The organism is Vibrio nigripulchritudo (genome assembly GCF_027924785.1).
GTDB classification, from domain to species: Bacteria; Pseudomonadota; Gammaproteobacteria; order Enterobacterales; family Vibrionaceae; genus Vibrio; species Vibrio nigripulchritudo.
This window is the reverse complement of sequence record NZ_AP027049.1, coordinates 1,042,655-1,055,754: the sequence shown is the minus strand read 5'-3', so window position 1 is coordinate 1,055,754 and position 13,100 is coordinate 1,042,655. Positions and strand designations below refer to the sequence as shown.

The window sequence follows — 13,100 nt, the reverse complement described above, 5'->3', positions numbered from 1 at the left end:
AGGAATCTGTTTTCATACCGCGTCGTAATCAACGTTCGCATGAGTATCTATGAGTTTACTTATTATTGAATTCCTGTCGATAGCCGAGCGCAGAATCCCTTCAATTGATGGCAGAAATTTTAGCTCAAAAACGGATTGAGCAATCCCTCACCAAATCGCGATCAAATCTTGAGCAAGAATCCAATTTACATACTGGTAACAAGTGAGTTACAATCAAAACTAACTGGTATGACCTCTTACCTGAATAAGACAGAAAACTGTCATTAAAAAGGATAATAATTATGGATATCTTGCTCTCTACTATCGCTCTGGCACTGGCCGTCGGGCTAGTGCTCTACCACCGGGCATCGTTGATACAATCTCTCTTACTCGTTGGTGCCACTCTCTTGACAACTACATTGCTTGGTGCTACCGGAGGAACAGCCTGGCTGATCTACATCGTGATTTGTGCAGTCATTGGCGTTCCTGCCATCCGACAGTCACTGTTTAGTGCTAAAGCCTTAACGTTTTTTAGGAAAGTGCTTCCTGCTATGTCTCAAACGGAAAAGGAAGCTTTGGATGCAGGCACGGTATGGTGGGAAGCAGAACTATTCAAAGGCAAACCAGACTGGCGAAAATTGCAATCCATCCCAACTCCGAAATTAACGGCCGAAGAACAGGCATTTCTTGATGGTCCAGTTAACGAAGTCTGTAAGATGACCAGTGACTTTCAGGTTACACACGAACTAGCGGACCTCCCTCCTGAAATCTGGCAGTACCTGAAAGACAACAAATTCTTCGCCATGATCATCAAGAAAAAATACGGTGGTCTGGAATTTTCTGCCTACGCTCAATCCTTAGTACTTCAAAAACTGACCGGCGTATCCGGTGTACTTTCCTCTACAGTAGGCGTTCCGAACTCATTGGGGCCGGGTGAACTGCTACAACACTATGGGACGGAAGAACAAAAGAACCATTATCTGCCTCGCCTTGCTGTAGGTAAGGAGATCCCATGTTTTGCCCTGACGAGCCCAGAAGCGGGTTCAGATGCAGGGTCGATTCCTGATTACGGCATTGTTTGTAAAGGGGAATGGGAAGGCAAAGAAGTATTAGGTATGCGCCTGACCTGGAACAAGCGCTACATTACCCTAGCTCCTGTAGCGACCGTGCTGGGGCTGGCATTTAAACTGCGTGACCCAGAAGGTCTGCTGGGTGATACCGAAGAACTGGGTATTACCTGTGCCCTGATTCCAACCGATATCGACGGAGTGGAAATTGGTCGTCGCCACTTCCCTCTTAATGTGCCGTTCCAGAATGGTCCTACCAAAGGACAAGATGTGTTTGTTCCAATGGACTTCATCATTGGCGGCCCCAAAATGGCAGGACAAGGCTGGCGTATGCTGGTTGAATGTCTGAGCGTTGGTCGCGGAATTACTCTTCCTTCTAACTCAACGGGCGGTATTAAAACGGCTGCCTTGGCGACTGGCGCATACGCTCGTATTCGTCGTCAGTTTAAACAGCCTATTGGTCACATGGAAGGTATCGAAGAGCCATTGGCACGTCTAGGCGGAAATGCGTACGTGATGGATGCTGCAAGCGCCCTGACCGTAGCAGGTATCGATATGGGTGAAAAACCCTCAGTGATTTCTGCCATCGTGAAGTACCACTGTACTCATCGTGGGCAGAAAAGCATCATTGACGCTATGGACATCGTAGGCGGTAAAGGCATTTGCATGGGCCCTTCCAACTTCCTTGCCCGCGGCTATCAAGGGGCACCTATTGCGGTAACCGTAGAAGGGGCGAACATACTGACGCGTTCGATGATCATTTACGGTCAGGGTGCAATCCGTTGTCATCCATTTGTACTTCAGGAAATGAACGCGGCGCACTCTGACAAATCAGATGCTCTGGACCAGTTTGATAAAGCGCTGATGGGGCATATCGGCTTCACGATGAGTAACTTTGCCCGCAGTTTATGGCTTGGCTTAACGGATGGTTGGGGATCTGAAAGTCCAACGAGCGACAAGACACGTCGGTACTACCAGCAGCTCAATCGCTACAGTGCTAACATGGCGCTTCTATCTGATGTGTCCATGGCAGTTTTAGGCGGTTCGCTCAAGCGTAAAGAGCGTTTGAGTGCGAGGCTTGGAGACATTCTGAGTCAGCTTTATCTTGCCAGTGCAACACTAAAGCGATTTGAAACAGAGGGAAGAAAGGTCGAAGATCTTCCGCTACTCGACTGGGGTATGCAAGATGCCTTGATTCAGACGGAAACCGCTATTGACGAGTTCTTGGCGAACTTCCCTAGCCCTTGGGTTGGACGAGTGTTGCGCCTGGTAATTTTGCCATTTGGACGTGTACGAAAATCACCTTCGGACAATCTGGACCACAAGGTTGCTGCATTGTTACAGGAGCCAAGTGAAACTCGCTCACGCATCGGACGCAATCAATACCTGTTACCCACCGAAAACAATCCAGCTGGAAAATTGGAATTCGCATTAGAAACCATTCTTCAAGCTGAGCCTGTTTTTAATAAAATCTGTAAATCCATCGGCCAGAAAAAGCCGTTCATGCAATTAAATAAGGTGGCTGAAATTGGCATTGAGAATAATATTATTTCTCGCGAAGAAGCCGATTTATTAGTACTTGCTGAAAAACTTAGATTAGAAACCATCAATGTGGACGATTTCGACTTTAACGCTTTAGCAGCTCAACACGAAATTCACTCAAAAATGGATGAAGTTGCGTAGCCTTAAACAGGCAAGCTAAGTATTAGGAGCACTACCTGTGTTCCTAATACTTATTTAAACATGCACTTAGGTGACTCCAAAAATTCTCTCAAACTTGAGACATAAACTATCAGTCTCAAAATTAATACAAAAGAGCAATAGAGATCTTCCTCCAAACAATCCACAATCCCCTCGACAAAAATTTACATCACCTACGGCGTATTTGAGTTTAAAGTCAGCCTCAAAATAATGGTGATGAATAACAATTTAATTATTCTGAGCTTATATTCACTTCCTTTTAATATTTAGGATGCGGGACGTTCTTACTCTCAAACAAATAAAAAAGTGAATTCTAAATAAGCGAAGACTTATTTTAAATCAGTAGTTAAAGCGAAAGTTGTTTATTTAATTCATTAGCTCTCAGAGGGAAGAGAATAATGCTAAGAACTCCATTAGTGCTATCTGCCGTTGTACTTGGTTTGGGCGTTCAAGCGCCAGTCCAAGCAACAACATCATCGGCACAAGAGCCTGCAAAAGCATGTATCGTAAGCCGCGATACGGGTGCTAAATACTGCCTGCAAGCCGGGCAACGCTCTGGTTATTCATTGCCATCTTATATTCGTGGTCACGACGTTGACGTTATTGCACCAGAAGGACTGGGTGTAATGCTGAGTGACTGGGATAATCTTTCATACAACCGTTTAGCCGTTTTTGAACGCCATACTCACAATGAAGCGATGGAACACGTTTTAGCCCGTAACGGGCAGTACCTCGACTTCTCAAACCCACGTTCTATGCGAGTAGTGAGCACAGCTAAACCAGACGAAGCATGTATCGTTAGCCGTCAGACTGGTGCAGAGTACTGTCTTAAAGCTGGTCAACGCTCTGGATACTCACTGCCTTACTACATTCGTGGTCATCAGGTTGATGTGATTGCCCCTGAAGGCTTAGCTGTTATGCTGAGCGACTGGGACAATCTGTCTTACAACCGTCTGGCCGTGTTTACAAAAGACACCAATAATGAAGATATGAAGAACGTTCGAGCTTACAACGGACGTTATCTTGATTTCTCACACCCACGCTCTATGCGCGTTTTGTCTCGCGCGACCATTCCTACCAATAAGCAGCTGATTCAAGACTTCAACGACTTCACTGATCAGTATGACCGCGGTTCATGGGGTCTTGTCGAATTCGATAATAATGGTCAGCCTGTTACTGAAGACGACAAGAACACGTTTGTAGAAGGTCGTGAGATCCTGTTCCAGGTGAAATGGACAGAGCGTACTCTGCGCAAACTGTTGAGTGATGAAAGTTTTGAAACGTTGAAAACCAGCATCGGCGTCGACAAAATTCGTGAGCTCGTTGAAGACTACTGCCCGGCAAGACTCGAAGTAGGTACACACCGTACCTATGGCAGACACTTTGCTGCTGGACATACGTCTGAGCTGGATTCAGGTAACTACCACTGTCAGCGTGGCACATCGATTTACGTTGATGGAACCAGCTATCCGTTGAACTTCTCTGGTCGTCAGGCTTCAACTGTGATCATCGAAAGCTTCTTGCCAACCGTTCCTGGTGCAACCTACGAACTGGACGTGGATTACCAAAAACGTAACTACAGCACCAGCATCAATCCAGATCAGGCTTATCGTGAGCTGGTTGCCACAACGGCGGGTGATATTGAGAGCGTGACAGTTTCTGGTATTCCTGAAATCGAGCACGATAGCCACACTTCATATCTGCCGATTCTTCCAACTGTTAACGGACTAGACGATGTTTACACTCTGACTCAGGTGTTCAACATGTCTGATACGGGTATTGGTCAGAACGGCAGCCCAGTGGGTTACACCTTCACACTGCCTTCGGATTCATTCTCGGTTTCAGTAGAAGACGATGACAATCTGCTTGAAGACAACAATGGTTCGAACAACGCTGTAGGTTCACAGTCTCTTGACCCGACCAAACAGCGTTTAGCGGTGCCATTTGGTGCTTTCAACAAAGGCGCTTACATTCACTCCCGCGCTTTCCAAAACGTGTACAACCTGACAACAGGTCAGGCGGGTCGCGTTTATCAAATCCGTGTTTCTAACACTTACGACCCAGCCACTGGTGCAATTGCCAACGGCACAACTCACTGGGCATTCACCAACGATTTTATCGCTCGTAAAGGCGACAGAATCAAACTGACCAGTAACTTTAGTGCTGGCGGTAACGTAAGCTTTGATAAACTTTATGCCTCAAGTGAAGCTCAGAATGAAGGGTTTAAAGCTGCGAAGATCACCTTCACGGCGGATCGTTTCTTTACCCCTATTTCGCTAAAAGATACTGGTCACCCAGACTCTTACGGTATTTTGGTCACTAAAGTGGTGTCAGACGAAACCAAAGCGAACCCGTTTGAAGTGGCGTGTCAGATGTTCCACCCGGATGATCTGGACCTTCAGAAAGAGTGTTTAACATCCACAGGCGCACCTACCCCAGTACCTGAGTCTTGTGACCTGAGCATTGATTCTGCTCTGGGTAACTTTGTGGTAAACAAAGCAGGTTTCCGTTTAGAAAACGAACCTTTCCGTTACGACCCACAAAACATCTTCCACCACAAAAACTACTACTCTGTAGGTAAAAGTGGTTACTCAACTCTGAACCTGGCATACAACGGTGTCTATGCTGGTTGTGACATTCAGGATAAGACTCTGTCTCTTGAAGAATTCACAGGCAATAACTGGGATTACCAGCGCTATGCAGAGCAAGGTTTAATTAAAGTACTACTGGCTTGTGAACAAGATGATGAAACTGTGCTGAACTGGGAAACTCTGGAAACCACATTCCCAGACAACCTGTTGATCACAGCACATAAGATCAACAAGACGTTTAACGATGACAAGTACGACAGCTGTAAGCTACGCGCTATCCGCTTCGTCGATCGCACTCACAAGATCCCGTCTTATCAGTCTGGGTACGATCAAAACAGTGACGGTTTCGAAATTCGTAACCTGAAACTGACCGACTAAGCCAACCCGCTTTATCGGTAATATTGATTTTCGGAAACATTGAAAGTTAAAAGGGTCTGACCATACGGTCAGACCCTTTTTTAATTTGTTGGTTAACTTTTTATTTATGCCGGGAACAAGTTATTTAGATTAACTCTTCGGCGGCATGGAAAGCTGCATCTCTGGAATTTGAGCTCTTTGCATTCGAACCTTGCGAAGCACAAACCAGATAACAATACCCAGAATAATGGCGATCAGGTTACCAATCAGAATGATCATCATCCCTTTAAAACGCTCGTCTTCACGCTCTTTTTCACGCATCGCCTGTTCTTCAAGCATCCGCTTTTCTTCTTGCTCTTTCTTGTAAGCTTCCATAGAAGCCTCAACATCAACTTTTTCCACGACACTGAAAGACTGTTCTGCCAGCGGGAAAATTAACTCTCGTCCAGTGGCAGTTTCCGTTGCGTAAGCAATGCCTGCCCAAGTATGTTTTCCGGGCATGGCATTATTTGGCAGTCCGAAGTTTGCCTTAACGCCATCTTGTTCAGACTGACCCTGAGTGACCATTTCCTTCCCTTCAGGAGATGTCTGATGAATCGTAACGGCAACCGATCCAGGCTCAATTGCCCCTTCTTCACCCGTCACATTGATGGAGTGCTCCAGTTTTTCACTTCGCGCCTGAATAAACTGAGTCGAAATCGGTGTCGGATAGACCAAAATTGTCTGCTCAATAGTTCTTAGGAAAACCCCATTGCCAGATGTGATTCGTGCTCGATATTTTCCGGGTTCAATCTGGATGGGCAGCTCGACTGTGAAAACACCGTCTGCAGGGTATTCATCCAGCCCCTGCCCGTTGTCTTCAAAATCTCCCATTACCTGAGGCTTGGGTTTGGCATCGGCACTTAGCGTTTCTTCGTTTTCGACATATTTAGTGAAAGTAACTTTTAGATTCACCCGATCCAAAAAATCTCTGAGAACCAAGGGTTTCTCATCATGTTGCAATCGGGCGGTAAACTTAAGACTTTCGCCAAGGTAAAGACGCTGAGGAAAACGATCCACACTTAACTGAAGATTAGAAAGAATTTTGATGTTGTTCTGTGGATGCACTTTACCAACCGCCTGCCATGGACCCGGCATCGGGTTGTCGATGGAAATGATGTCCATACCAGACTCTTCGTACCAGCGAACATTTTCCGGATGATTCCAGGCGTAATACTTGCTGCCGTCTGGTCGGATCAAGACAACCGACTGGCTGTTCTTTTTCCGATAAATAACAAAGGAGGCTTGAGAAATGGTGGGGTCTACGCGGAAACGGTTATCTAACAACCGTATGGAGGATTCCGATTCTTCACTGCCTACAGCGGTGGCTGCAAACAACATCAACAATGGAATCAAAATCCGCCACATACACTCTCCTATTGACGCCAGAGGCAAGCGCCTGCTTTTTCAACAATATCCAGTCGCGCACCATGCGCTTCTATTTCATCGGCAGAAGCACGAATAACTTTAAGGGACTTTCTTCCTGAAGCAACACGCTTAATCGCTTCGCCAGTACCGCCGTCGCCCTGCTCATCACTATTAAATTTTAGTGTGGTTTGCCCACCTGTCATTAACAGATAAACATCTGCCAGAATTTCGGCATCGAGCAATGCCCCGTGAAGCGTTCGGTGAGAGTTATCAATACCGTAGCGTTCACACAACACATCAAGGTTATTTCGCTTGCCCGGGAAGATTTTCTTCGCCATGGCAAGGGTATCGGTTACCTTGCAGTACTGCTCCGTTTTGCCAATGGTGGGATCCAGCTTCTCGAATTCATAGTCCATGAAACCGACGTCGAAGGGCGCGTTGTGCGCGACGAGTTCTGCACCGTCGATAAACTCAAGAAACTCTTTGTGGACGTCCCGATACTCTGGTTTGTCGACCAAAAATTCGTCGGTAATACCATGAACCAGAATTGCGTCTGGCTGAATTTCACGGTCAGGTTTCAAGTACACATGGAAATGCTTACCGGTCAGCTTTCGGTTTACGATTTCTACCGCACCGATTTCGATGATACGGTGATCTAAATAGTGAGGACCGCTTTCCCGGTTCATACCTGTGGTTTCGGTATCGAGCACCACGATTCGCTGGTGCGCAGAATTGTTGCTGGTATTCATAAAGATATGTGTCAGACTATGTTCAATTCGCAATAACAACCAATAGTATCAAATCATGGCGAAACAAGTTGAAGTTTTCACGGACGGTTCCTGTCTAGGCAATCCAGGTCCGGGTGGATACGGAATCGTACTCAGGTACAAAGAAAACGAGAAGTACCTGTCTAAAGGCTACCAGCTGACAACCAATAACCGAATGGAAATGATGGCAGCTGTTGTCGCCCTGAGTACACTGAAAGAACCTTGCCACGTCATTTTGACCACCGACAGCCAATACGTAAGACAAGGCATTACTCAGTGGATCCATAACTGGAAAAAACGTGGCTGGAAAACCGCAGATAAAAAGCCGGTGAAAAACGCCGATTTATGGCAAGCGTTGGACAAAGAGACAGAACGCCATGAAATTGAATGGCACTGGGTGAAAGGGCACGCAGGACACAGAGAGAACGAAATCTGCGACGAACTCGCACGGACGGCGGCAGAAGCGCCTACCGAAGAAGATACCGGTTACCAGCCAAGCTAATTCTGGCGATCCGAAGACACTCTATAATTCACTCCAATTGGCGATAGGTTTCTCTTCAGTCGCCAATGGGGTTTGATCGGTTTCAGTGGGTAAGTGCGTTTTCGCGCAACAATGAAGTACAAACTGCCTAACGGGCTAACCCAGTCTCCCATCGAATTTTCCATCCAAGTCCATAATGTGCGGTACTTCCCGAATGGCAGTAGCGCATAACTGTCTGAATGCACGACCTGATAATTCAGTACACCTAACCAGTCACGAATTCGATTCGGCGTGAACATTCTTCCACTCCAGGGAAGGTTATTTTTACGCCAGGGCATAAGGCTTGAAAGCCCGATTGCGCTAATGGGATTAAAGCCTGTGACAATCAAATACCCGTCATCAATCATCACGCGGTCAATTTCCCTTAACAGGCGATGTGGGTCATTACAGTAGTCGAGCTGATGCGCCATCAACACCGCATCGAAACTTTTTTCTAAAAAAGGGAGGTCGTAGGCATCAGCAATCACGTTGTGCAGCGGGTTTTCAATATCCAGCAAGACCTGATGCTGAATATTGCAGTTGGTGCTGCTCAGTTCGCAACTCAGCCCGCCCAATTTGAGCATATGATAGCCAAACAGTTTCGGGCACCATTCATCCAGTCGCATTTGGATAGATTCAGAGACCCACTGACCATTTTTGAGTTGTTCCCAAGAATGTGGCTGTTCAAGTTTGCGTGATGTACGAGCTGGCTTCATAATAATCCGTCTAAATATCTGGGGACTGGAGTTCCAAATATGTTAACCATCAAAAGCATACCTGCATTCAACGACAATTACATCTGGCTCATTCAAAATAGCGATCAGCGTTGTGCCGTTGTCGATCCGGGTGATGCTGCTCCCGTTATGGAGTATATCCAATCACATGGATTGCAGTTGGAAGCGATTCTGATTACCCATCATCATAATGACCATATTGGTGGTGTTTCAGACCTGATCCGTGCCTTCCCAGACTGCAAAGTAGTCGGACCTTCGAGCGAACCCATCCCTACCCTTACCACTCCGGTAGACGATGGTGACCAGATAGAGCTCTTCGGTGAGACCTTTCTTGTTTTGTCGCTGCCTGGTCATACTTTAGGTCATATTGGCTATGTCGGCGATGGCAAAGTGTTTTGTGGTGACGTTCTGTTCGCAGCAGGCTGCGGCAGGGTGTTTGAAGGGACATTCGCTCAAATGTTTGAATCCCTTAACAAACTATCCGCATTGGCTCAGGAAACGGAGGTTTACTGCGCCCATGAATACACGTCATCAAATGTGGCTTTTGCTCTTGCAGTGGAACCAGATAATCCTCAATTGCAAGAGTATCGCGACGAAGTTAATCGCCTTCGTGCCCAAAACCAACCCACTATTCCGACCACATTAAGACAAGAGAAATGGATTAACCCGTTCCTCCGTTGTCAGGAAGAAAGTGTGATCAAAGCCGTCTCTCACCGCACTCAGGATAGGTCACCGCTTGCAGTGTTTTCTGCCCTTCGTGAGTGGAAGAACGAATTTTAACGATTTGATGCTTGTCACCTGGATAGGGAGACAAGTATTATCAGCAGCCATTTAATTAAAAGGCTGCATCAATGAGACTAAAGCACAGTTGGGTGTTGGCGTTATTTCTGACAGGGTGTCAGTTAACGTCGTCGGAAACACCCAATAAAACACAACCGGAAACTAACCAGAAAAACACTCAGGTTACGACCCCTTCAAAACCGTCAAAAACCCAATCAACGGACACAAAAACGGTCAAAGAAATTCCGGAAGTGACGCCTCAAAGTCAGCTTGATGTTTGGCAGCGTATTGCGATGCAGCTTGAGATGCCAATCCCAGATCACAAGAAAGTAGACTACTATCGTACCTGGTATTTAAAACACCCGCGCCATTTACAGACAGTTGCGAAACGTGCCGAGCCTTTCCTCTTCTTAATTACTGAAAAGATTGAAAAACGTGGCTTGCCTCTGGAGCTCGCACTACTTCCTGTCGTCGAAAGTTCATTTGACCCATTTGCCTATTCTCATGGCAGTGCCGCAGGTCTCTGGCAATTCGTTCCTGGCACCGGAAAGATGTTCGGTCTGGAACAGAACTACTGGTACGACGGCAGACGCGATGTTACTGCCTCAACGGATGCCGCTCTCGATTATCTGGAAAGCCTGAACCGACGTTTTGATGGTAACTGGAACCATGCCATCGCAGCCTATAACAGCGGCGGTGGACGCGTTTCCAGTGCGATTCGTAAAAACAAGAAAGCCAACAAGCCTATCGACTTCTTCTCTTTGTCTCTGCCAAAGGAAACCAGTGGTTATGTACCTAAATTGTTAGCTCTGGCGGATATCGTTGCTAACCAGGAGAAATATGGCATTAATATTCCTGCGATTGCTAACCAGCCTGTTCTTGCGCAAGTTAACCCGAAAGAACAGTTAGACTTAGCGATTGCTGCAAAGTACGCAGGTTTAAGCGTTTCAGAGCTGCAGAGCTACAACCCCGCATACAATCAGTGGGCGACAGCCCCAGATGGTCCCCATCACCTTCTGCTTCCTCTGGAAAAGGTGGAACAGTTTAATAAGCGGGTAATGGAAAACCGTGGGAATGGCATGAAGCTGGTTCGTCATCAGGTGAAATCCGGTGACACCTTGAGCGTACTGGCGAAAAAATACAACACCACAACCAAGGTGATTCAGGCTGCCAACGAGCTAAAAAGCACCAGCATTTGGGTTGGTCAAAACCTGATGATCCCTACATCAACCAAAGATGACAGCATTTACGCTCTGAGCGCTGACAACCGCCTGGCTAAAACTCAGTCCCGTACCCGTGGAAAATACAAGCTTAACCATACCGTAGCGTCGGGGGATAGCCTGTGGTCTATTGCCAAGAAGCATAAGGTCTCCCACAAATCGCTCGCAAAATGGAATGGCATGGGACCACGCGATACCTTGCGAATCGGGCAAAAGCTGGTTATTTGGAAAGACTCTTCGGACGGTGCCATCATTCGCCCTGTGTTCTATAAAGTGCGTTCAGGTGACACCATCAGTGGCATCGCTTCTAAGTTCAAAGTGAAAACAGGCGATATTGTTAAGTGGAACGATTTGAATAAATCAAAATACCTACAACCAGGTCAGAAACTAAAGTTGTATGTTGACGTGACTAAGGTAAGTGCATGACCCCTTCTAAAAACTCATTGATCATGTTGGTGGACATTTTCCGTTCTCCAACACAATGTTTTGCTGCTCTGTACCAAAAAGGCATCTGGGGCTGGCAGCCCTTCATCGTATTGTTGATCAGCCCTTTCCTGTTTTGGGGGGCATACTTTGATGTGGTTGATTTTGAGTGGCTTAAATCACAATTGATCGCCACTATGACGATTCCTGAAGACCAGCAGGCACTCATCAACAGTAATACCTTGCTGGCTGGCGAAGTGATTCTGGATGTGGCAGGGCGTATCTTTGCGGTTTTATTGTTGGGGTTCTGGTTTACGCTCGCGACGAAGCAAAGCCAATATAAGATGGGTTACTGGAAATGGGTCGCGGCAAGCTGTGTGATGCTGTTTCCTGCCGTGCTAGGCGATTTAGCCAGCTACATTAGCCTGCTAGTTAATCATGGGCAGATTGTCAGTTACGCAGCGGATCTGAATAGCCTGAACGGGTTAATCAAACTTTCACCCGATCATAGTTGGTATTTCTTTACCAGTTCCTTCCCTTTGCTGCTTCCCTGGTACATTGTGCTTGGCTACGCTGCATTAGGCGCGTGGACTGAGTTCGAAAAAGGACAAGCGCTGGCTATCGCCATCCTGCCCTGGTTACTGTTTTATTCAATGCTTGTGGGTCTCGCACTATTTAACTAGTGAAAACTCCACCCACATAGGACTATGATCAGAGGCACCGGATAGCGGTGCCTTTGCACTTTTGAAATTCAAATCTCGATAAAAAACATGGTCCAGAGGCCATCCGGTCACAAACTCAGTCCTCTGATCTGGGGAGAAACGGGCTTCTTTCAATCCAAGCAATTCCACACGCTTTTTCAATTCCTGAGTTCGTTCTTCACTCCAGGTATTAAAATCCCCAGCAATGATGATTGGTCCCTGATGTGACTCCACGGCAGACTTAAGCGCATCTATTTGTGCCTCAAACTCTTTGGTTCCAATGGTGAAGTTAACTGCGTGAATGTTCACTGTCGCCAATGTCTGACCGTTAGAAAGCGCGTACGTCGCGTAAAGCGCAGACTTGGGTAATCTTAACCAAGGTTCAATCTGAGTGTAAGCACAAGCCTGCAAGGGGAAATGAGGAGCCAGATTAAGAACACCAGCGCTGGTTTCAAAAAGCTTAAAGGCACTGACCTGATTGCTTGCCCACGAATGTTCCGTCAGCCAATCTAGAAAGGTAGGATTCAAGCTAACTTCCTGAAGCATGACCAGCTGAGCACTTTCAGATAAAGCACTGAGTTCTTCAGACCAGCTATCACGGTTTTGCTTATAGATGTTCCAGACTAACAGATTGAGTGAACCGTTCTGGTCTATCGACTCAGACGATTCCGTTTGGTAGCAAACTTCATCTGTTCTCTGAATAGCAGAATCAAGTGAAATCAACACAGGCTTTTCAGGAACAGAAAACAGAGACCAATGGGCAACCATGATGAATGCTGCAACCAATCCAGCGCCTAATACCGTTTTTTTCATCTCTGACTCCAACAAAAATGGAGCCGAGGCTCCATTTCTT

At 46.6% G+C, this 13,100-nt stretch carries 10 protein-coding genes; 6 read left to right on the top strand and 4 right to left on the bottom strand.

Features of this window, described 5'->3' with window-relative positions; genetic code table 11:
* Positions 1–281 precede the first annotated feature (281 nt).
* Entirely contained in the window at positions 282–2,729 is a 2,448-nt protein-coding gene (fadE, locus tag QMG91_RS05075) for an acyl-CoA dehydrogenase FadE (protein WP_281829251.1), read from the top strand.
* Positions 2,730–3,145: 416 nt separating this feature from the next.
* Positions 3,146–5,716, top strand: a complete 2,571-nt coding sequence (locus QMG91_RS05070) for a hypothetical protein (protein ID WP_045966372.1) — start codon at positions 3,146–3,148, stop codon at positions 5,714–5,716.
* A 129-nt stretch (positions 5,717–5,845) separates the two neighbouring features.
* On the opposite strand, the gene QMG91_RS05065 is transcribed toward QMG91_RS05070, so the two are convergent.
* Both QMG91_RS05065 and dnaQ read right to left on the bottom strand, forming a co-directional pair.
* A complete protein-coding gene (locus tag QMG91_RS05065; RefSeq protein ID WP_022551267.1) occupies positions 5,846–7,102 on the bottom strand; it encodes a TIGR03503 family protein in 1,257 nt (418 codons plus the stop codon).
* A gap of 8 nt (positions 7,103–7,110) precedes the next feature.
* On the bottom strand, positions 7,111–7,851 hold the full coding sequence (gene dnaQ, locus QMG91_RS05060) for a DNA polymerase III subunit epsilon (RefSeq protein WP_022598413.1): 741 nt from the start codon (positions 7,849–7,851) through the stop codon (positions 7,111–7,113).
* A gap of 55 nt (positions 7,852–7,906) precedes the next feature.
* Here dnaQ and rnhA point away from each other — a divergent pair, with 55 nt between their 5' ends.
* Positions 7,907–8,371: a ribonuclease HI gene (gene rnhA, locus QMG91_RS05055; RefSeq protein WP_022551269.1), complete on the top strand. Its 465-nt coding sequence runs from the start codon at positions 7,907–7,909 to the stop codon at positions 8,369–8,371.
* Here rnhA and QMG91_RS05050 read toward each other — a convergent pair.
* A complete protein-coding gene (locus tag QMG91_RS05050) occupies positions 8,368–9,105 on the bottom strand; it encodes a class I SAM-dependent methyltransferase (RefSeq protein WP_022598411.1) in 738 nt (245 codons plus the stop codon). The genes rnhA and QMG91_RS05050 overlap by 4 nt on opposite strands.
* Before the next feature lie 39 nt (positions 9,106–9,144).
* On the opposite strand from QMG91_RS05050, the gene gloB reads away from it, so the two are divergent.
* The 3 genes from gloB (at position 9,145) to QMG91_RS05035 (ending at position 12,229) form a co-directional block, all read left to right on the top strand.
* On the top strand, positions 9,145–9,903 hold the full coding sequence (gene gloB / locus QMG91_RS05045) for a hydroxyacylglutathione hydrolase (protein WP_022551271.1): 759 nt from the start codon (positions 9,145–9,147) through the stop codon (positions 9,901–9,903).
* Positions 9,904–9,974: 71 nt separating this feature from the next.
* Complete coding sequence (locus QMG91_RS05040) at positions 9,975–11,549, top strand: LysM peptidoglycan-binding domain-containing protein (RefSeq protein WP_022551272.1); 1,575 nt, start codon at positions 9,975–9,977, stop codon at positions 11,547–11,549.
* The gene (locus tag QMG91_RS05035; RefSeq protein ID WP_004406932.1) at positions 11,546–12,229 is read left to right on the top strand and encodes a YIP1 family protein; all 684 of its coding nucleotides are present in this window, start codon (positions 11,546–11,548) and stop codon (positions 12,227–12,229) included. Before QMG91_RS05040 ends, QMG91_RS05035 begins: the two co-directional genes overlap by 4 nt.
* Here the strand turns inward: QMG91_RS05035 and QMG91_RS05030 are convergent.
* Positions 12,218–13,060 carry an endonuclease/exonuclease/phosphatase family protein gene (locus QMG91_RS05030; RefSeq protein WP_281829246.1) on the bottom strand — a complete coding sequence of 281 codons (843 nt, stop codon included), beginning with the start codon at positions 13,058–13,060 and terminating at the stop codon, positions 12,218–12,220. The two genes, QMG91_RS05035 and QMG91_RS05030, sit on opposite strands and share 12 nt — an antisense overlap.
* Between the last annotated feature and the right edge of the window lie 40 nt (positions 13,061–13,100).